The 20,899-nt window shown below is 69.0% G+C and carries 15 protein-coding genes and 1 pseudogene; 5 read left to right on the top strand and 11 right to left on the bottom strand.

What is annotated here, in order from left to right:
• Positions 1-465 precede the first annotated feature (465 nt).
• Together FV218_RS23035 and FV218_RS00720 are read left to right on the top strand one after the other, a co-directional pair.
• Positions 466-891, top strand: a pseudogene (locus FV218_RS23035) (copper chaperone PCu(A)C); the annotation flags it as partial.
• Between the two features lie 52 nt (positions 892-943).
• Complete coding sequence (locus FV218_RS00720) at positions 944-1,909, top strand: hypothetical protein (RefSeq protein ID WP_056086482.1); 966 nt, start codon at positions 944-946, stop codon at positions 1,907-1,909.
• Between the two features lie 51 nt (positions 1,910-1,960).
• On the opposite strand, the gene FV218_RS00715 is transcribed toward FV218_RS00720, so the two are convergent.
• From FV218_RS00715 to FV218_RS00705, 3 genes are all read right to left on the bottom strand, one after another.
• Positions 1,961-4,399: a penicillin-binding protein 1A gene (locus FV218_RS00715; RefSeq protein WP_147708327.1), complete on the bottom strand. Its 2,439-nt coding sequence runs from the start codon at positions 4,397-4,399 to the stop codon at positions 1,961-1,963.
• A gap of 178 nt (positions 4,400-4,577) precedes the next feature.
• Positions 4,578-5,819: an N-acetylmuramoyl-L-alanine amidase gene (locus FV218_RS00710; protein WP_246684931.1), complete on the bottom strand. Its 1,242-nt coding sequence runs from the start codon at positions 5,817-5,819 to the stop codon at positions 4,578-4,580.
• 168 nt (positions 5,820-5,987) lie between these two features.
• On the bottom strand, positions 5,988-6,491 hold the full coding sequence (locus tag FV218_RS00705; RefSeq protein ID WP_147708325.1) for a GrpB family protein: 504 nt from the start codon (positions 6,489-6,491) through the stop codon (positions 5,988-5,990).
• Positions 6,492-7,199: 708 nt separating this feature from the next.
• Here FV218_RS00705 and FV218_RS00700 point away from each other — a divergent pair.
• Entirely contained in the window at positions 7,200-10,283 is a 3,084-nt protein-coding gene (locus FV218_RS00700; RefSeq protein WP_147708324.1) for a ribonuclease E/G, read from the top strand.
• 202 nt (positions 10,284-10,485) lie between these two features.
• Here FV218_RS00700 and FV218_RS00695 read toward each other — a convergent pair whose 3' ends face one another.
• The 5 genes from FV218_RS00695 to FV218_RS00675 form a co-directional block, all read right to left on the bottom strand.
• Positions 10,486-10,908 carry an FKBP-type peptidyl-prolyl cis-trans isomerase gene (locus tag FV218_RS00695; RefSeq protein ID WP_056086498.1) on the bottom strand — a complete coding sequence of 141 codons (423 nt, stop codon included), beginning with the start codon at positions 10,906-10,908 and terminating at the stop codon, positions 10,486-10,488.
• 57 nt (positions 10,909-10,965) lie between these two features.
• The gene (locus FV218_RS00690; protein ID WP_147708323.1) at positions 10,966-12,153 is read right to left on the bottom strand and encodes a GNAT family N-acetyltransferase; all 1,188 of its coding nucleotides are present in this window, start codon (positions 12,151-12,153) and stop codon (positions 10,966-10,968) included.
• Positions 12,150-13,532: an oligosaccharide flippase family protein gene (locus tag FV218_RS00685; RefSeq protein WP_147708322.1), complete on the bottom strand. Its 1,383-nt coding sequence runs from the start codon at positions 13,530-13,532 to the stop codon at positions 12,150-12,152. Before FV218_RS00685 ends, FV218_RS00690 begins: the two co-directional genes overlap by 4 nt.
• Positions 13,533-13,606: 74 nt before the next feature.
• Positions 13,607-14,545 carry a GDSL-type esterase/lipase family protein gene (locus FV218_RS00680; RefSeq protein WP_147708321.1) on the bottom strand — a complete coding sequence of 313 codons (939 nt, stop codon included), beginning with the start codon at positions 14,543-14,545 and terminating at the stop codon, positions 13,607-13,609.
• Positions 14,503-15,603 (bottom strand): OpgC domain-containing protein, encoded by a 1,101-nt coding sequence (locus FV218_RS00675; RefSeq protein WP_147708320.1) that lies wholly within the window; start codon positions 15,601-15,603, stop codon positions 14,503-14,505. The genes FV218_RS00680 and FV218_RS00675 overlap by 43 nt, the downstream gene beginning before the upstream one ends.
• A gap of 296 nt (positions 15,604-15,899) precedes the next feature.
• Between FV218_RS00675 and FV218_RS00670 the strand changes: the two genes are divergently transcribed.
• Positions 15,900-17,423, top strand: coding sequence for an ATPase domain-containing protein (locus FV218_RS00670; protein ID WP_056086509.1), 1,524 nt, complete (start codon positions 15,900-15,902; stop codon positions 17,421-17,423).
• Positions 17,410-18,450: a sensor histidine kinase gene (locus tag FV218_RS00665; RefSeq protein WP_147708319.1), complete on the top strand. Its 1,041-nt coding sequence runs from the start codon at positions 17,410-17,412 to the stop codon at positions 18,448-18,450. The genes FV218_RS00670 and FV218_RS00665 overlap by 14 nt, the downstream gene beginning before the upstream one ends.
• 12 nt (positions 18,451-18,462) lie before the next feature.
• On the opposite strand, the gene FV218_RS00660 is transcribed toward FV218_RS00665, so the two are convergent.
• From FV218_RS00660 to FV218_RS00650, 3 genes are read right to left on the bottom strand one after another with little or no spacing between them, the layout of a single operon-like run.
• Positions 18,463-18,849 (bottom strand): hypothetical protein, encoded by a 387-nt coding sequence (locus FV218_RS00660; RefSeq protein WP_246684930.1) that lies wholly within the window; start codon positions 18,847-18,849, stop codon positions 18,463-18,465.
• A complete protein-coding gene (locus tag FV218_RS00655) occupies positions 18,849-20,423 on the bottom strand; it encodes a peptidase S10 (RefSeq protein WP_246684929.1) in 1,575 nt (524 codons plus the stop codon). The genes FV218_RS00660 and FV218_RS00655 overlap by 1 nt, the downstream gene beginning before the upstream one ends.
• A 23-nt stretch (positions 20,424-20,446) precedes the next feature.
• The gene (locus tag FV218_RS00650; protein ID WP_147708317.1) at positions 20,447-20,899 is read right to left on the bottom strand and encodes a DNA polymerase III subunit chi; all 453 of its coding nucleotides are present in this window, start codon (positions 20,897-20,899) and stop codon (positions 20,447-20,449) included.

Raw genomic sequence — 20,899 nt, 5'->3', positions numbered from 1 at the left:
ACTTCGCGATGACTTCCGCGCGAGCGTATCGCCTCCGCCACAGGGCCAATGCGGGCGTGATCCGGGCTGCGGCCCGCTCGGGCACTATCGATCCCACACATCGGGCCCTACGGGAACCAAGCAGGGCACGGGACAAAGAGGTCTCATAAAGCATTGTCAGCACCGCATGATTCCCTGCGGCCCATCGTCGGCCCGGCCCTGCGTGGAGGAGACTGCCGGACACGAATGCCCGTGGGTCATCGCGGTCTCGTACGGTGCGCCGACGAAGTGCTCTTGCGCACGATCGATTTGCGCGCATGGTCGTCGCGCGTCGACCGCCCCGGGCTGGAGCCCGCTCGCCTCGTCCCTCCGCCTTACCTACGGACCACTTCGATGACCCAACGTATCTGCTCCGTCCTCTGCTTCGCCCTGTCGGTCGCCACCCTCGGTCTCGCTGCCCAGGCCCGCGCCACCGAGCCCGTCATGGCCGGGGCCCTGCGCATCGAGACGCCATGGATGCGGGCGACGCCGGGGGGCGCCAAAGTCGCGGGCGGCTACGTCCGCGTCACCAACACGGGCACGCAGGCCGACCGCCTCACGGGGGCGGCCATCGCCACTGCGGGCCGCGGCGCGATCCATTCCATGACCATGGCAGGCAGCGTCATGAAGATGGCGCCGGTGCCGGAGGGGTTGCCCATCGGGCCGGGCCAGACCATCGAGCTGAAACCGGGCGGCCTCCACCTCATGTTCGAGGATCTCAAGGCCGCGCCGAAGGTGGGCGAGCCCGTTTCCGGGACCTTGAGCTTCGAGCGCGCCGGCACCGTGCCGGTCACCTTCGCAGTGGCGCCGATCGGCGCGACGAGCCCGAACGCGGCCGGGCCTGCCGCTCCGGCCCCACACCATCACCATTGAGGTCATGGCGGAAGAGGGTGCACCTGCAGGCGCCTGCGTCTAGACAGCGGGCATGAGCCTCACAGCCGCCGTCGCGCCGTCCGTATCGAGCCACCCCGATGTGCATATCGGGCGCGACAACTGGCTGTTCCTGACGGGCGGCAGCAACGACGTCCAGGCGCAGTACGGCATGCCCGGCTTCCCGAGGGCCAAGCTCTGGCGCTGGCGCCGCCTTTTGGAGGAACGGACCCGGCGCCTCGCACGACGCGGCATCCGCTACGCCCACGTCGTCGCCCCGGAAAAGCTCGCGATTCACGACCACGGCTTCGATGGTCTCGTCGTCGATCCCGCCCGGTCTCCGGCCGTGCGCCTGGAGCGGTGGCTGCGCCTGTCGCCCGCCCGCCGATCCCTCGTCGATCTCGTACGGCCGTTCCGGGCGCGGGCGCGGGACACAGCGCTCTACCGGCACACCGACACGCATTGGACCTTCGCCGGCGGCTGGCTCGCCTATGCGGAGATCTGTCGGCATCTCGGTGTGCGCCCGCGCTACGACATCGCCGCGCGTCGCATGGGCTCACCCCACGTCTACGGCGGCGACCTCGGCGCGAAGTTCGAGCCGGTCCGCTGCGAAATCGCCGAACCGTGCCTGTTCGAAAGCGCGGCGCGGCGGGTCTACGCCAATGACCTGATCACGGCGTTCGAAGCGGAAGGCCGCGGTCGGGATGCGCATATCGGCGCCCACGCGATCTTTCGCAACGACTCACCGGAGGCCGATCCACGCCGCCTCGTGCTGTTCGGCGATTCCTACGCCCATCACACGGCCAACAACGCCACCGGCACCCTGACGCCGATGCTGGCCGATACGTTTCGCGAGGTGCACGTCATGTGGTCCACCAGCATCGACTGGAACACCATCAGTCGGGTGCGGCCGGACTTCGTCGTCTCGCAGATCGCCGAGCGCTTCATGGTGGAGGTGCCGCAGGCGGGGTTCGATATCGACAAGCTCGCGGCCATGGCCCTCGCGCGCAAGGGGTTTTGAGACGCGAGACCGGCCGGGACAGGGGTCCGGTCGGTCTCGCAGCGTCGCTCGTCAGTAGAGTCCGCCGGCCTGGGCGGCGCGGTCGGCATCGGGCGGCACCGCTCCGCCCGACGGGGGAGCGTTGTTGTTGGCGGGCGCCGCCACGTAGGCGTCGGGCGGCGCGGTGCCGGGCTTGAACGCCTCGAGCAGGGTGCCGGCGCCCTCCCCGGAGCCGGCGCGCATGCCCGACGAGGCCGAGACGCGGATGAGCTTGATGCCGGGCGGCACGCGGAACGGCGTCGGCGGCTTGTCCTTCAGGGCCTGCTTCAGGAAGTCGAGGGCGATGGGGGCCGAGAGGCCGCCGCCGGTGGCGCGGTCACCCAGCGAGCGCGGCTTGTCGAAGCCAAGATAGACGCCCACCGCGAGGTCCGGCGAGAAGCCCACGAACCACGCGTCCTTGGCGTCGTTGGTGGTGCCGGTCTTGCCGGCCAGCGGCTTGCCGACCTGCTTCAGGATGGTGGCGGTACCGCGCTGGACCACACCCTCCATGATCGAGACCATCTGGTAGGCGGTGAGCGGGTCGAGGACCTGCTCGGAATCGTCCACGAGCTTCGGCTCGTCCTGGCCGGACCATTTCTCCGCGTCGCAGCCGAGGCACTTGCGGGCATCGTGCTTGTAGATGGTCTCGCCGACCCGGTCCTGGATGCGGTCGATGAGGGTCGGGCGGATGCGCCGGCCGCCATTGGCGAGCATCGAGTAGGCGGTGACCATGCGCATGACCGTGGTCTCGCCGGCGCCGAGCGACATGGGCAGCACGGGCAGCATGTCGTCGTAGACGCCGAAGCGGCGGGCGTACTCGGCGATGAGCGGCATGCCGACATCCTTGGCGAGTCGCACGGTCATCAGGTTCTTCGAGTGCTCGATGCCGTAGCGGAGCGTGTGCGGGCCACCGGACTTGCCGTCGTAGTTCGAGGGCGTCCACGCCTCCTGGCCGGGGCCGGCCTCGATGGTGATGGGCGAATCCTGCACGATGGAGGACGGGGTGTAGCCGTTGTCCAAGGCCGCCGAGTAGACGATGGGCTTGAACGACGAGCCCGGCTGGCGCATCGCCTGCGTCGCCCGGTTGAACTGGCTCTCGTCGTACGAGAAGCCCCCGACCATGGCATGGACCCGACCCGTGTAGGGGTCCATGGCCACGATGGCGCCCGAGACCTCCGGACGCTGACGCAGGCGATAGGTGCTGCGCCCGCCGTCCATGGCCTCGACGTAGACCACGTCGCCGGCGCTGAGGGCGGCGGCCGGCGAACGGCCGGTCCAGCGAGTGCCCTCGGCCGCGATGGTGCCGGTCTCGCGGTCCTTCGAGACCTGACCGGACGCCTCGCGCCGGGGCTGGAGACCGATCTGCGCGGCGCCACCACTCGTGCTCAGCACCACGGCGAGGCGCCAGGGCTGCACGTCGCCGAGACCCGGCACTTCGGCCACGGCCAGACCCCAATCGCGGCCGACGAGGTCGACCTTGGCCTGCGCCCCGCGCCAGCCATGGGACTGGTCGTAGCGGATCAGGCCGTCGACGAGGGACTTGCGAGCCCAGGCCTGCATCTTCGGGTCGAGGGTGGCGCGCACGGACAAGCCGCCTTCGTAAAGCTTCTTCTCGCCGTAGCGCTCGGCGATCTCGCGGCGGACCTCTTCGGTGAAGTAGTTGGCGTTGGCAGCGTTGGCGAAGGCGACGCGCGGATTGACGCCGAGCGGCATCTTGCGGGCGGCCTCGCCCTCCTCCTTGGTGATGTACCCGTTCTGGGCCATCAGCCCGATGATCTCGTTGCGGCGGTCCAGGGCCTTCTGGGTCTGGCGATAGGGATGGTAATTGTTCGGCCCCTTCGGCAGGGCGGCGAGATAGGCCGCCTCGTTGATGGTCAGTTCGTGAACGGACTTGCCGAAATAATCCAGCGCCGCGGCGGCGACGCCGTGCAGGTTGCGTCCCGGCACGATGGTACCGAGGAAGATCTCGTTGAGGTAGAGCTCGAGGATCTTGTCCTTCGAGTACGCCGCCTCGATCCGGAAGGCGATGAGCGCCTCCTTGGCCTTGCGCTCGAAGGTCTGCTCCGGCGACAAAAGGAAGTTCTTGGCGACCTGCTGGGTGATGGTCGAGGCGCCCTGCTTCTTGCCGCTCTTGAAGTTGGTCAGGGCCGCGCGCACGAGCCCCTCGGGGTCGACGCCGCCGTGCTTGTAGAAGTTCTTGTCCTCGGCCGAGAGGAAGGCCGCAACCACGATCTTCGGCATGGCCTGGATAGGCAGATAGAGCCGGCGCTCGGTGGCGTACTCGGCCAGCAGCGAGCCGTCGGCGGCATGCACCCGGCTCATCACCGGCGGCTCGTAATTGGCGAGGGCCGCGTGGTCGGGCAGGTCCTGGCTGTACTTCCAGTAGAAGAACGCCCCGGCGGCCGAGGCGACCACGAACAACATCGCGCCGATGCTGAACAGGAAGCCGAAGAAACGAAGGATGATGCGCATCCGGGTCCCGTTCGTCGCTGGATCTGCCGCCGGTCCGGCCTGGACTCGGCTCGCCACCGTTCGGGCAGCGGGCATGAGGAAGGGCGGCGTTCGCTTGGGGCTTCCCGCGCGGCCGTTCCCGTCGAACTCGCGACGTCGGTTGGACCGGGGCGCCGTGAGCCCCGGTTTCACTCTCATTCTATGGTGAAACTGGGGCGATTGCCGCCGAGCGCCGGGGCGGGTTCGGCCGGGTCAGGGAGGTGCGGCTGCCGAAGAACGCGTCGATGGCCTTGGCCATGCCGCCGGTGACGTCGGCACGCCAGGCGTCCGACTGCAGGAGGTCGAGGTCGCGCTTGCTCGACAGGTAGCCGAGTTCGACGAGCACCGAGGGTACGTCCGGCGAGCGCAGGACCATGAATCCGGCTTCGCGGTGGGGTTTGGGACTCATCTCCATCACCGGCCCGAGCTGCGTCATGAGACCTTTGGCGAAGCCCGAGGAAAAGGTGCGGGTCTCGCGCAGGGTCAGTTCCTGGAGGATGTCGGCGACGTGCCCCGGGCCCTCGTTCGATTCCGTACCAGCGGCGGCGTCCGCCCGGTTCTCGCGTTCGGCCAGACGCGCCGATTCGGCGTCCGTGGCCTTTTCCGAACCGGTGTAGATGGTCGCACCCCGCACCTGCGGGGCGGATTGAATCGAGTCGGCGTGGATCGAGACGAACAGGTCGGCCTTGGCCTCGCGGGCGATGCGGACCCGCTCGGACAGGGGCACGAACACGTCACGGTCGCGGGTCATCCGCACCCGGTAGCGGCCACCCGATTCGAGGCGGGTGACCAGGGCCTGGGCGAACCCGAACACGATGTCCTTCTCGAACACGCCGGTCGCCGCGATGGCGCCCGGGTCGGTGCCACCGTGGCCCGCATCGACCATGATGAGCGGGCGAGCATCCATCGGCTCGACCGGGGCCATGGCTTTGCGGGGTTGGGGCGCGGGATCGCTGGCCACGGCGGCGCGCTTGAAGCCCTCGCGGTCGCTGCGCTGGAACTCGACGGTGAGGAGCACGGCGCCATCGCGGGGCCGGGTCACCGTCTCGATCCTCCCGACGGTGGCGGTCTGCGCCAGATCGACGACGATGCGGGAGCGGCCGGGTGCGAACAAACCGTAGCGGAACGAGGACACAACGCCTTCGCGCTTGCGCCCGGTCTCCGCGCCGAGCTGGAAGTTCACCTCGGCCAGATCGATGACGGCACGGTCGGGTCGTTCCATGACGAAGGCGCGGGCTTCGATGGGTTTCGACAGGGTCAGGGTGAGCTTCGTGATGCCGGGGCCGCCGTTCGACAGCTCCGCCGCGATGGCCACCGCCGCCGGGGCCCGGGCCGTCCTGTCGCCGTCCTGAGCACGCACGGACGGGCCGGCGATGAGGACGAAGCTCACCGCTAGGATCATCGACCGAAGCAGGCGGCGGCGAATCCAGCGATGCGATGCGAGCATGGGTCCGGCGTTCCGGTTCCTGATGGCGTCCGGTTAAGCGATACGACCGGGATGGTTAACTGTTCCTTGTGCCGCGGCGACGGTTTGCGCCGGGTTGTGGCCGGGGCGCGACACCCGCGCAGGTCACAGGAATCGCGAACGCAGAACGTCGGCAATGAAAACGTTCTTCGCCGCTTGGTACGCGTCCATCGGCCCGCCGTCGCATTGGATTTTCAGCGCGTTGTAACCCGCGACCAGGGTCGAATCGGCGCGCAGGGCCGCGGCGAAGCAATGGAACACATCGAAATCCCCGCCCCGGGTCGTCACCTGGATGCCGAGGGCAGGCGACGCACCGGCATCCGCGAAGGCGGCGAAGTCGGTTGTACGGATCGATCCCGCGTTGCGGGGGAAACGCGCGGCCAGGGTCGCCTCCACGGAGGGGAAGTCGTCCGCATCGACCCGCACGGCCACATCGAGGTCGCCCTTGGTCAGGCACCCTGGAATCGCCGTGGCACCGACGTGCAGCACTTCGGCGGAGGCGGGCAGGATCGGCACGAGGTCACGCCTTACCGACGCGAACAGCGCTTCGGCGGCGCGGCGGGCGCGACCCTGATCGTTCGCAAGGCTGAATGTCGCGTCGCCATCCATCGCTGCATTCCCCTCCCGGAAACTCCAGCGGGCCGGGCGCCCGGCCGGTGAAGACCACAGATGGAATCCCTCGTCCGCCGGGGGCACGCGGCTACGGGACGGGATGTGCGTCAGGGGCGCCTTCGTCACAATAGGAACGGGACTTATCGCGGGACGCACCGCGTTTCCATCTTGCCAAATCCCTGCGACGATCTGTAATGAACCTGTACCCTTCCCGGTGCCGTGCGGTATGCTCCGCGGCCCGCGGGCGTTTCGAGATCTTACTCGGGCGTCTTCGCCGTCGGTTCCCGCGCCATGCTCGCCGGTGCTCCATGAGCCGGGCAGGTGACGGTTCAAGCTGCGGCCGCTCGGCTCGCGGCCTTCTTCGAAATCCGTGGCCGGCGGTATCCGGCCCAAAGAGTCTTCGCGAGGTCAGGGAGAGGATGGGAGGACACACAGCATCGGTTGCCGTTGCTCGTGTTCGACGCATGCGCGTTTCGCGTGGCGCCGCAGTCCCGTCGGCCCTGGCCAGGATCAACCCCACGCGCGCCGATCACCGGCGCCCAAAGGCGGTTGACGGCAATCCCTTCCCCACAGTTCCCGCGATCCACGTTTTCGGGTCGTCGCGCGCGTTGACCGTCCGGCCCGATGGGCCGGGACGGGGCGGCACGCCACGGGAGCCGCTCGGTTCGAGGAGAACGACGTCGACCGCCCTGTCGAAAGTTCGTCATGGCCAACAACAACAAGATGCTCATCGATGCGATGCACCCGGAGGAGACCCGGGTCGTCACGGTCCACGGCTCTAGGGTCGAGGAATTCGACTTCGAGGCCGCCAACCGGCGCCAGCTTCGCGGTAACATCTACCTCGCCAAGGTGACGCGGGTGGAGCCTTCGCTCCAGGCGGCCTTCATCGAATACGGCGGCAATCGCCACGGCTTCCTCGCCTTCAGCGAGATCCACCCCGATTATTACCAGATCCCCCTCGCCGACCGGCAGGCCCTGCTGGAGGACGAGGCGCGCGACGCCGAGGAGCACCGCGAGCGCGAGGAGCGCAAGCCCCGCCGCCGCTCGCGCGGCCGCCGTGCCGAGGCCGCTTCCGCCAAGACCTCCGAGACCGTGAGCGTCGCGGATCCGTCGTCGGAGACCGACGGTTCGGCCGTGAGCGCCGGCGAGCAGACGGTGTCCGGGTCCGACGTGACCGAGGCCCACGGGGCGCATTCGGCCGAGACGGGCGGCGACGCGTCCGCCGAACTGGCGCAGGCCGAGCACGCCGTGGAATCCACCGAGGAAGCCGCAGCCCAGGCGAATGCCGACGAGGCCCCCGCGGCGGACGGTTCCGCGGCCGAAACCGACTCGGCCCCGGAGCCGCACGTCACTGCCGAAGCGCACGTCGCCACCGAGCCCCACGTGGAGCCCCACGTCGAGCCGGCCGCCGAGATCGACCTCGAGGCCGCGCCCATGGGTGGGTCCGCCGAGCCCGTCACGGCGCCTAGCGGCTCGACACCCGCCGAGACCGCAGAGGACGAATCCGACGAGGATGAGTCCGATGAGGAGGACGAAGACGACGACGATTCGGATGAGGATTCCGACGAGGACGACGATTCGGACGAGGACGACGACGAGGATCACGAAGGCGAGGACGGCGAACGCGAGCCCAAAATCGCCCAGGTCGGCGGCAACGGCGACGCCCTGGCCGAGATCCCAGAGCGTCCGCGCACTTATCGGCGGCACTACAAGATCCAGGAGGTGATCAAGCGCCGCCAGATCATCCTGGTGCAGGTCGTCAAGGAAGAGCGCGGCACCAAGGGCGCCGCGCTCACCACCTACCTGTCGCTCGCCGGCCGCTATTCGGTGCTGATGCCCAACACCGGCCGCGGTGGCGGCATCTCGCGCAAGATCACCAGCGCCGCCGACCGCAAGCGCCTCAAGGAGGTCGCCCAGGATCTGGAGGTGCCGGAGGGCATGGGGGTCATCCTGCGCACGGCCGGCGCGTCCCGCACCAAGCCGGAGATCAAGCGCGACTTCGAATACCTCATGCGCCTGTGGGAGAGCGTGCGCGAGCTGACGCTGTCGTCCTCCGCTCCGGCTCTGGTCTACGAGGAAGGCTCGCTCATCAAGCGCGCCATCCGCGACCTCTACAACAAAGACATTGACGACATCCTGGTGGCGGGCGACGCGGCCTACCGCGAGGCACGCGACTTCATGCGCATGCTCATGCCCGGCCAGTCCAAGGTGGTGCAGCCGTATCGCGACCCGACCCCGATCTTCGCGCGCCACGGGGTCGAGCAGCAGCTCGACGCGATGTTCTCGACGCACGTCACGCTCAAGTCCGGCGGCTACCTCGTCATCAACCCGACGGAGGCGCTGGTCTCCATCGACGTGAACTCGGGCCGCTCGACCCGCGAGCACGACATCGAGGACACGGCGCTCCGCACCAACCTGGAGGCGGCGGAAGAAGTCGCCCGCCAGCTGCGCCTGCGCGATCTCGCCGGCCTTGTCGTCATCGACTTCATCGACATGGAGGAGAAGCGCAACAACCGCGCCGTCGAGAAGAAACTCAACGAGTGCCTGAAGAACGACCGCGCCCGCATCCAGGTCGGCCGCATCTCGCCGTTCGGCCTCCTCGAAATGAGCCGGCAGCGTATCCGCACCGGTATGCTCGAGAGCTCGTCGCTGCCCTGCGTCCATTGCGGCGGCTCGGGCTTCGTGCGGGCGACGGCATCGGTGGCCCTTCAGATCCTGCGCGCCATCGAGGAATCGCTGCTCAAGAGCGCCTCGCACAACCTCGTCCTACGCACCCGCACGGAGGCGGCCCTCTACATCCTCAATCAGAAGCGGGGCCACCTGCACGAACTGGAAGTACGGTTCGGCGTCACCGTGACCATCGCGGCCGACGAGCGTCTCGCCACCACGGCAGCGTTCCAGCTCGATCGCGGCGAGCCGGCCGTGCGCGCCGAAGGCGCCATCACGGGCGTTCGCGCCATCGCCATCAACCCGGCGATGGAGACCGAGGACGACGAGGAGTTCGAGGACGAGGCGGTCGAGACCGCCGAGATCGAGGCGGAGACCGAGGCGCAGGGAACCGAGACCGAAGAGGTCCGCGAGGGAACGAGCGAAAGCGGGGAAGGTCGTGGCGGACGCCGCCGGCGCCGGCGCCGTCGTGGTGGACGCCAGGAGAATGGCGCCCAGGCCGGCGGCGAAGACGAAGGTCGCTCCGAAACCGACGAAGACGAGTCCGACGAACCCGGCGCGACCGCGCAGACGGAGGGTGACGAGGGCACTGCGGACGGCGAAAGCCAGCCCGAGGCTGCCAGCAGCGGCGACGATGACGGCTCCGGCCGCCGCCGCCGCCGGGGCCGCCGCGGCGGCCGCGGCCGCGACCGTGACGGTCGTTCGCGCGAGGCCTCGAACGGCGAGACTTCGAACGGCGAGATTCCGAACGGGACGTCGGGCGACGATGCCGAGGACTACGAGCCCGAGACGGTGGCCGATGCCCCGACGGCCTTCGCTGGCGAGGAGCCGGTGAACGCGGAAGCGGTGGCCGAGGCGATGCAGTCCAGCGCCGAGCCGGTGGCCGTGGATTTGCCGGTGGCATTACCGACATCCGAACCGATGTCCGAGGCTGCTGCGGAGGCCCCCGCCGATACCGGTCCGGCCGTCGAAGCCTCCCCGGTGCGAGAATCCGAGTCCGCCGCCGCGGCACAGGCTCCGTCCCCGGAGCCGGTCGCCGTCGTGTTGACGCCGTTCGATCCCGATCGGCCCAAGCGCGCCGGTTGGTGGTCCCGCACCAAGGCCGCCCTCTCGGGCGAATGACGCCGACGACTTCGCTGATCCTGTCTCCCTCCGACGTGGTTGCGGAGACAGGATCAGCCAGTCTGCGCGGTGCCAGGGCAAGCGTTAGAACCGCCCCGCGAAGCGATCGAACAGGTTGCGCATGCGACCAAACAGAAAGGCCGGACCAGGACATCCTGATCCGGCCTTTCCCGCATTCAAAAGTCCCTGGGGGCAGTCGAACCTACTTGGCGCCGAGGAGCTCTACGTCGAAGATCAAGGTGGCGTTGGGCGGGATCAGACCGCCTGCGCCGCGTGCGCCGTAACCCTGATCGGGCGGAATGATGAGAGTGCGCTTGCCACCGGTCTTCATGGTGGCGACGCCGGCATCCCAACCCGCGATGACCTGGCCGGCGCCGAGGGTGAAGCTGAAAGGCGTACCGCGGTCCCGCGACGAGTCGAATTTCTTCCCGGGCTTGCCGTTGTCGTCGAGCCAGCCGGTGTAGTGGACGTTGACCTTCTGGCCGGCCTTCGGCTCGGGGCCGGTACCCACGACCTCGTCGCGGTACTGGAGCCCGGAGGGCAGGGTCACGGTCTCGGCGGCGGAAGACGCTGTGGTCATGGCGAGGAACAAGGCTCCGGTGAGGGCGAGGGTCGGGCGAAACATACGGCGCTCCTGTCTGGCGAACCGATGTGGGCCAGTCGCGAGGCACGATGTGGGGCGTCAGCGGCGGCCCATCAACCTCTGAGCCATCGCACTCTCGGCCAGACGCCGCTTCGCACCGGCTTTCGCCGCGTGCTCGAACCGGGCGAGGCGCACCCGCCGCTCCAAGGACACGAGCCCGCGCCCGCCATCCGGAACGCCGACGATCTCCGCGATGGTCTCGCGGTCGGGGTAGAGGCTCTCCAGGGCCGATCCAGCGAGGGTCGCCGAGTCGAGGCGCTCGGCGAAGGCGGTCTCGTGCAGCACGCGCACGATCTCGGCTTCAAGGACAAGGCCCGGCGCCCCGGCCCGCTCGGCCTCGTCGTAGGTGGTCTTCAGGAGGCAGGCGGTTCCCCCGGCCAGGAGGGCGAGGCTGACGGCGAGCGGCCGTCCGTCGCGCGCAAGCGTATCGGCGCGCGCGCTCACGGGTCCCCCGCCTCCGGAGAACAATGCCCGGGCGAAGGCGGCATGCGGCGCCCGGCAGGCCATGGCGCTGCCGGCCGCGCCTTTCCAGCTGATCTTCTCGAGGGCGAGGAAGGTCTCGACGGCGGCGGCCAGGGCGTCGCCGACCGTCGCGGTCTCCAGGGTGAGGTGTCCGCCTTCGGAGAGGCGGCGCTGGCGTCGGCGGAGGTCCTTCAGGCGGGCACGGTGGGGATGGTCGGTGACGAAGGCGTCGTGGGATGGGCGTCGATCGAGCATCGGGCGCGCGAAAGCTTCGACCTCGCCGAGCGCCCAGCCATCGGCTTTCATGGCGGCGCAGAGGGCCTGTCCGAGGCGAGTCCCGGTGGCCAGCAGCGGCCAGCGCCAGGGCCGCCCGCCTGAGGCGGCGCGCAGGCCGGCCACGAGGGCGGCGAGGGTCGCGGGCCAATCCGGACCGTCCCCGACGAGGGGATGGGTGGCGGTGACGAAGGGCGACAGGAACGGCTGCGCGACGGGACGGCCGAGGCCGCACAGGTCGTAGGTGGACCGGAACGGCAGCACTGCGTCGAGGCGTACGCCGGAGCGGACCACCACGATCCGGAGATCGTCGGGTGCGAGGCCTGCGGCGCGGTGGGTAGCCAGGACGTGGCGGCTGTAATGCGGATGTGGATCCATAGCCCGGCTGACGAGATCGTCCCAGGCCGCCCCCTCCCGCTCCAAGGCGGCCAGATCGAGAATCGCGAAGGTCGGGGTGGATGACGGAGCGGGCAGGCGACTCGGAGCGGTCATCGCACGATCTTCCGGAAGGGGCCGAGTCGAACCGGCGTCACGAGGCCATGGATCGAACGGGCGGCCAACGCCATGGCGAGTCCCCGCACGGTGCCGGCGACCGCCATGGCGAGGGCGGCTCCGATCACGCCGTAGGCCGGGATGAGGGCCCAGCAGAGCCCGGCGGCGAGGCCCAGGGTCGCGAGGGTGATGGCCGCGCAGACGCCTTCACCGCCCAGCATGGTCAGGAGATCCTCGCCCGGCCCGAACACGCTCGCGACGATGCTGCCGGCGACGAGGATGGCGAGGATCGGCAGGCTGCCGCGGAATTCCGGACCGAACAGGCCGAGGAGCAGGGGGGCGGCCACGAGGACACCGGCCCCGATGACGATGGTCGCCGCCAGGGTCAGGTTGGCCTGAATGCGGACGAGGCTGGTAAGGCCGGGCCGATCGCCCGCCGCGTGGATGGCGGCGAAGCGCTGCGCCGTGGCGGCGGAGGCGGCGAAGTGCACGAAGACGACGAATTGCTGAATGCGGGTCGCGGCGAAATACAATCCCACAGTGGCCGGCGGCATCAAGGCACTGAGGATCACAACATCGACGACATTGAAGCCCGCACTCGCGAGATCCGTCAGCGCGATCGGCAGGCAGGCTCGGAGCCATCGGCGCCATCGATACACGCGTGGACCGGACGGGCAGACGGTTCGCAGGCGGAAGATCAGCCAGCCCGCCTGGAGCGCCACCGCGATGGCGGTTGCCAGGAGGGTGCAGGCCACGGCGACCCAGGCCTCGGCCGGAGCGCCGGACCAGACCGCCCCCACCATCGCCACCATGATCAGGCCCTGGCGCAGGAGGTAGGGCGGCGCGATGGCGAGGATCGCCCAGTTCTGGCTTCGGGCGAGGCCCTCGCAGAAGTCCTGCAGGGCGAACAGGGGCAGGATCGCGGCGGCGAGGAGGATCGGCGCGCCGTAGGGACCGGCCAGTAGGGTACCCTCCGCCCGCAGGACGAGAAGGCCGCCGACCGCCAGCAGCAGGGCGCCCAGGATCGTGACGATGGCACCGCCGACGAGGAAGCCGCGCGCCGCGTCGCTCCGGCCCTGGGCCTGCTCGGTCGGCAAGAAGCGGCAGGCCCCCTGCGACAGGCCGAGGGTGGCGGAATGGCCGAGGATCCCGATCCAGACCCAGACGGCAGCGAAGATTCCGTACTCGGCGCCGCCCATGAGGCGGGCCATCAGCACCTGGGCAATGTAGGCGAAACCCGCCGAGGCGATGCGGATGGCGAACACGTCGAGGGCGGCCCGCGCCGGTCCGGTGCGAATGCCGCGCAGGCGCCCCAAAATTCCGCGCAGGCGCCCCAAGAGGGGACCGAGGTTCGACGCAGCGATGCGATCCGTCGCCATGCCCATCTGTGCTTCCCCGGCTCGACGGAACCGGGTTTAGAGCATGGGCCTTGCGGCGCGGTTAAGCGCGAAGGTCAATCGCCGGGCGCGATGAGGACGGGCGGCGGCGGCGACGTCGCCTTCGCTGCAGCGTCGCGGGGCGGAACGATCACAGCCGCGGGCGGCTTCGCCGTTCCGGTGACGGCGGGATCGGCCTGCAGCAGCGACAGGGTGATGGCGCGGGTGACGTGCTCGGCCATGCAGCGCAGGCCGAGATCATTGAGGCGGAACTGCGAGCCCAGGAGGTGCCCCTCCCCCTTCTGGCCCTGGCCGGAGAGATAGCGCATCGCCTCGTAGCGCTGCACCAGGGGCACGCCCTCGCGCAGGGCGACTTCCTGAACCTTGCGCACGAGGTTGTTGTAGTACTCGTCGGATGCGAGGCTGGCGGTGTAGACCGGCGTGACCAGCACCACGTCGATCTCGTGGCCCTTGATCCATTGCACGGTCTCGTCCAGGGCACTGGCGAAGGCCTCGGCGTCCACCCGCGCGAGGGCGTCGTGGGTGCCGACCTGCCAGATCACGAGGTCGGGCTCGACCTCGGCGACCATGTTGCGCAGGCGCTCGGCGGCACCAGATGCGATCTCGCCCTGCATGCCGCGGCTCTCCACCACCACGTCGACGTCGGGCAGGGAGCGCTCCAGGGCGGTCTCGAGCTTGACCGGGTAGGTCGCCGACGCCCCGAGCCCGGCCGAGGACGAACCGATGGTGAGCACCCGCACCGAGCGCTTCTCCTGCAGGGCGAGCTTGACCGCCCCGAGGCGTGCCAGGGTGTAGAGCTTCGAGCCCGGCACCCGGCATTCGGGCGACAAACTCACGTCGAGGGCTTCGGCCCCGTCGCTGCCGGCTGCGGGCTTCGGGGGCGAGACCACGGTGACCGGGCCCGCCGGGGAAGCCGGATTGGCCCACGCCGCCAGGCCCGACACGGCGAGCGTCAGGCTGGCGGCGAGGAGGGCCGCGGCTTGCGGGAGCGCCATTCGACGAACCATGCGGTGAAACCCAGTGCGATCACGCCCGATCCTACGACGGAAACGTCAACGAAGACACCGCCCCCCGTCCAGAAGCGGACCAGTTGCGCGGCGAGGCTGAGGAGCGATCCGATGGAGAAGACGGCGAGGGAATTGCGCCCGAGGCCGGCGAGGTACCCAGTCACCGGGCCGAGGCGTGGCGCCAGCACGGCGTAGAGGGTCTGGAAGGCGAGCAGCATCCCGACGAAGTGAATGAGCCGCGCGGGAGTCAGGTACGTCTTGTCGAAGGTGAAGAGCAGGCGCGGCTCTGGCACGAGAAGCGGGTCGGGCCGGATCTCGAGGACTGCCAGGACGATGCCCGTGGCGACGATGGCTATACCGAGGGGCACGAGGCGCACCGACCAAGTCCGCAGCCAGGGCGAGCGCCGATTCCAGTCCTCCGCGACGAAGCCGAGGACGAGGAGGAGCTGCCAGCACAGGGGATCGAAGAACCAGTCTCCCTCCCCGGGCCAGGACGGCAGGTTCCACGCGAATACGAGGCTCGCCCCGTAAAGTCCGAAGGACAGGGCCAGGGCCGCGATGCTGTTCGCCCGGGCGAGGAGGACGAAGACCGGTGCGATCCCGAGCAGCACCACATAGAGCGGCAGGATGTTGAAGAACCCGAGCTGGTGCGTCAGCAGCACGAAGCCGACCATGGTCTGGATCGGGTCGGCGAAGAATCCACCGGCATTGTGCCATTCGAGGAGCAGCGGGTTGTCGAGGGCGAGGGCCGTGCCGGCGATCATCCCGAGCGCGAGCGCCATGGTGGTGATCTGCGCCCGATAGACCTCGATGGTGCGCGACAGCAGCCGCAGAACGGTCTTGAGGCGCGGCTCGGGATAGCCGTCCCGCCCCCGTGTGGCGATGCCGATGGACCAGCCGGCGAGGAATACGAACAGCTCGGCGGCATCCGAGATGCCGTACTGCGAGTAGGTGTAGCGCTCGAAGGTGTTGCCTGGGATGTGATTGACGAAGATCGTGACGAGGGCGAGCCCGCGCCAGAAGTCGATCGCGTTCGGTTCGCGCATCGGAAGATCCGGCTCCGTCGGCTCGAAAGGGCTTCGCGGGTGGGCCGACCCGGACGGGACGCCCCGCACGGCCGAGGCCGGCCGTGATACGGCGCGCTCAGCCGTCTGCAAAGGGTCGATCAGCCGCCGACACGTCCGTTCGCCGTGTGCGGCCGCACGGCTCAGAGCTGGCCTACGCCCTCGGCCCCTCACGTCACGGGGGGAACGCCTCTGCGGGCCGCCTGTTGCGTTAGGCTGGAGACGATGCATTTCATTCGCCTCACACGACCTCTCACCTCGATCGACCGAGTCCGTTTATGTCCTTCGCCACCGATGCTGCGCCGATCCCTACGGGCGTGCCGGGCCTCGACCAGATCCTCAACGGCGGTTACGCGGCCCAGCGGGCGCACCTCATCGAGGGTCGGCCCGGAGCGGGTAAGACCACCCTGAGCCTCCAGTTTCTCATGGACGGCGTGAAGCTGGGCGAGCGGGTACTCTACATCACCCTGTCGGAAAGCCGGCGCGAACTTCTTTCGGTGGCCGAGCGCCATGGCTGGAACCTCGACGGCATCGACATCTACGAACTGGTGCCGCCCGAACTCAGCCTCGATGCGGAGCTTCAGCAGAGCCTGGTCCACTCCTCCGACCTCGAACTCGGCGAGACCCTGCAGATGGCGCTGGCCGAGATCGAGCGGGTGCGGCCGTCACGGGTGGTGTTCGACAGCCTTTCGGATATCCGCCTGCTGTCCCAGGGGGCCCTGCGCTACCGGCGTCAGGTGCTGGCCCTCAAGAGCTACTTCCTCATCAACAATGCGACCGTGTTGATGCTCGACGACCTCAGCGCGGACGACGTCAACCTGCATTCCCTCAGCCATGCGGTGATCCGCCTGGAGCAGGTGATCCCGGGCTACGGCGCCGCCCGTCGCCGGCTGCACGTCATTAAAATGCGGGGTACGAAGTACCATGGCGGCTTCCACGATTTCACCATCCTGAAGGGCGGCCTGCGCGTCCACCCGCGCCTCGTTGCCGCCGGGCGCCATGCTCCTTTTTCGGACGAGTCCGTCGCAAGCAACGTCCCCGAACTCGACAGCGTCCTCGGCGGCGGTCTCGACCGGGGCACCACGACCCTGGTGATGGGCCCCTCGGGCGCCGGCAAATCGACCTTGGCGCTGAGCTTCCTCGTTGCGGCCCTCGAACGGAATGAACACGCCCTCGTGCTCTCCTTCGACGAGACCATCGGTATCCTTCTCCGGCGTGCGGCCGGCGTCGGCATGAATCTCACCGGCCACGTCGAGGCCGGTCGCCTGCGGATCGAGCAGATCGATCCGGCCGATGTCTCGCCAGGCGATTTCGCGGCGCGCATCCGCGACGCCGTGGAGGAGGACGGCGCCCGGATCGTCGTCATCGACAGTCTCACGGGCTACATGAGCGCGATGACGGGGGAGCCGGCCCTGGTGCTGCAGATGCACGAGCTGGTCACCTACCTGAACCAGCAGGGCGTGGTCACCCTCCTGATCCTGGCCCAGCACGGCATGGTCGGTCGGATGGAATCCCCCGTTGACCTGACCTACGTCAGCGACACCGTGGTGATGCTGCGGTTCTTCGAAGCCTCGGGCCGGGTGCGCCGCGCCCTCTCGGTGCTGAAGAAGCGCACCGGATTGCACGAAGACACGATCCGCGAGTTCCGGATCGACCGAAAGGGCCTGCGGGTCGGCGAAGCGTTGACGGGGTTCCACGGGGTGCTCACCGGCGTGCCCACCTACGACGGCGACCGCCGCGACCTCCTCGACGACCGGGATACGGGAAAGTCCGAACTCGGCGGTCTTCATGCCGACTCGTGAATCCGTCGTCCTGATCCTTGCACCCATCGGCCGGGACGGGAAGGTGGCGCAGGCGATCCTGCAGGAGGTCGGCATCGCCTCACGCATCGCGGCGAACCTCGCCGACCTCGTCGCCGGGCTCGATGGCGCCGCATGCGCGGTCATCACCGAGGAAGCGCTCCTGAAGTCGGACCGTCGCGCCATCGCCGGTTGGGTGAAGCGTCAGCCGACCTGGTCGGACTTCCCTTTCGTGCTTCTCAACCATCGCGGGGCAACGCCCGACGAGCGCCTGACCGGACTTCTGGGCAACGTCACCGTTCTCGAACGCCCGTTCCACCCCGCCGTCCTTGCTAGCGCGGTACGCTCGGCCCTGCGGGCGCGGCGCCGGCAATGGGAGGTCGAAGCGCATCTTGCGGAACGTGAGAAGACCCACGAGCGCCAGGCGCTACTTATCCGCGAGCTTCATCACCGGGTGAAGAACACCCTCGCGACCGTCCAAGGTCTCCTCGGGGCCACGGCGCGCAGTACGAAGAATATCGACACGTTCTACCATTCCTTTTCCGACCGCATCGTATCGCTGGGCAAGACCCATACGCTTTTGACGGAAGATTACTGGCAGACGGCGCCCCTGCACGAGCTCCTGCAGAACGAGCTTGGCCATTACAACGCGGCTGATGGCAAGCGCATCGTCCTCAATGGTCCAGCCATCGAGCTCGCCGCCGACCTCGCGGTACCGGCCGGAATGGCATTTCACGAATTGACCACCAATGCGGCGAAGCACGGCGCCCTGTCGCAGCCGGGGGGCAGGATCGCCGTGACGTGGTCGGTGACGCAGGGGGAAACCGGCCGTACGCTCAACCTCGATTGGACGGAATCCGGCGGACCGACCGTGTCCGTCCCGGAACGCAAGGGCTTCGGTTCGACCCTGCTGCAGCGGGTGCTGGCTCAGCAATGCAACGCACTCGTCGCCATCGAATACGACCCCGCCGGTCTGCGCTTCCATCTGGAGGCGCCGATGCCGGAGGAACGGCTGGTGCCGAGCTATTGACGCTCGGTGCGCCTACTTCACGATGCGGTCGAGGCGGTTGTTGACGAAGAAGTACAGCTCTTTCGCGCCGGGCTCCGTGTAGAGCACCTGGACCTCGCGGCCCGAACGCCCCTCACCGACGAGAACATCCGTCGGCGGCTTACCCTTGAGGCGCACCAGATCGCATTCGCCGATGCCGGGCTCGATGGCGGCTGCCGTCGTAGGTACCGGGCCGGTACAGGTGCCGTCGCCGGTCAGCACCGGACCGGAAAACGTGGGCGCCGGTGCGGGCCTCGGTGCGGGTGCCGCCACCGGTACCGGCTCGTGAACCCGTGTCTCCACGCTGGTACAAGCGGACAGACCCCATCCGATGAGGACGAGCGCGCCGAGATGCGGCAACGGGTGCGCGGAGTCTGAGATCACGGCGTATCCTTGGATCGAGACTTGCCGGCGTCGCCTCCCGGTATCCGCCGCGCGTCCAGCGCCTTCGCGAACAGGTCGGCGGCATCCTTATGGAAGGCGGCGCGCGAATCCGGGCGGGAATAGAACATGTGTCCGCCCGGGTACACGGCGAGATCGAGGCGGCCGCCGCCAAACGCCGGCATCTGGTCGATGAGGAGTTTCGAGGCGAAGTACGGCGTCACCAGGTCGGTGAAGCCATGGGCCACCAGCACCCGCAGATTGCCGTCGAGCGCCAGGACGCCGCGCAGGGTACCGATGGCCTCCGGCGCCATGCGCCCGCTGCCCCAGGTCCAGCCCCGATTGACCGCGTTGTTGAGGAGTTCGTAGCGGAGATCCGCCACCTTCCAGTTCAGACGCTCCGTGTAGAGGGCGATCATCGCGCTCGTCAGCGGCGCCTGGATGGCCGTGAGCAGCGGATCCTCGAAGCCCGACGACAAGGCCGCCGGGTCGGGGTCCCAGCCGGTGACGCCGGTGTCGTAGGCGCTGGCGACGCGGCCGGTGTCGCGGCCGATCTCGCGCTGGACGCCGTTCGACGAGAGTCGCCCGGCCTGCCGGCGGACGAAGGCCGGATCGAGCCCGGCGAGGGCCCCGACGCGGTCGGCGAGGCGCGCCACAGCGGCGGTGTCCGACGGACCCTTCAGGAGGTCGGCGAGGTAGGGGCCGGTGGCGTAGGCCTCCGCTTCGGCCAATGTCGCCCGTGTCGGCGTGCCCCCCGCCCGTTCGATGGCGGCGGCGGCGAAGGACGGCAACTTGAGGACGTGCCCCCACGGCGTCGTGCGCGGGGTCTGAAGCCAGGCGAAATCGAGGACCGGCGAGAGCAGGACGAGGCCCGACAGGCCGATGCCGATCTCTTCCTGAAGCTTCGCGGCGATGAGCGGCCCCCGGAACCCGCCGTAGCTCTCGCCGACAAAGAATTTCGGTGCCGCCATGCGCTCGTTGACGCGCAGCCAGCGGGCGATGGCCGAGGACAGGACCGACGCGTCGGACTCCACAGTCCAGTACTTCTTACCGTCTCCGTCCGCCGCGCGGCTGTAGCCGGTCCCGACGGGATCGATGAAGACGAGGTCGGTGAAATCGAGCCAGGTGCCGTCGTTCGGCACCAGATCGACCGGCGCGGACGGGCTGATGCTCGCTCCCTCGACCGGGAGGCGCCACGGCCCGAGGGCGCCGATGTTGAGGTAGGCCGAGGCAGCCCCCGGACCGCCGTTGAGGGCAAAGGTGACGGGGCGCGGCGCACCCTCCTTGCCCGGCATCGTGTAGGCGATGTAGGCAATCTCCGCCTGGAGCTTGCCGGCCTCGTCCACGAGGGGCAGGCTGCCGGCGCGCGCCGTGAAAGCCAGGATTCGCCCATCCGGCAACGTGACCTTGTGCTCGGTCACCGCGTCGGCGGGCAGCTTGCGCCCTTCGGGCCCCCGCGCTTCGGGGGGCTTTCGCACTTCCTGCGCCGGACGCTCTCCATGCGGCGAGGGCTGAGCGATGAGCGGCGTGGCGGCGATCAGCACGGCCGCGAGGCCGAGGGCGAGGCGTTGCATGGCGTATCCTTCGGGGGCGTGCATCAGGCCTTCTTCTGCCAGCGGCCATCCTCGTCCTGCTGCCAGTAGGCGATGGTGTGTCCGGCGGCCTTGGCCTCCTTCCACTGCTCACGGGCGCGCAGGAGGGCGTCCTGGTCGCTGCCGTCGAACAGCACGCAGATGCGCGCATAGTCGCCGGCGTCCGCCGGCAGGGGCGCGCCCTCCACGAGGAAGCGGATGGCGGCTTCGTTGGGGTTCGTGTCCCTGAGGGTCAGGACGACGGGCTGGCCGGCATGGTCCGGGTCACGGTCGGTACCGTGGGGCAGAAAGCTGTCGTCGGTATAGGTCCAGAGCTGATCGTCCAGGGCCTGGAGACGCTCCTCGCTCGCCGCCTGGATCGCCGCCCGCCAGTCCCGGGCCAGGGAGCGCTCGACGAGGCTCGGCAGGACACGTTCCAGGGGCTGGTGCTGCAGATGATAGAACAGGATTTCGGTCAC

The sequence above is a fragment of the Methylobacterium sp. WL69 genome (assembly GCF_008039485.1).
Classification (GTDB): Bacteria; Pseudomonadota; Alphaproteobacteria; order Rhizobiales; family Beijerinckiaceae; genus Methylobacterium.
Note: the sequence above shows the minus strand (reverse complement) of the source record. Positions and strands in the feature narration are given on the sequence as shown.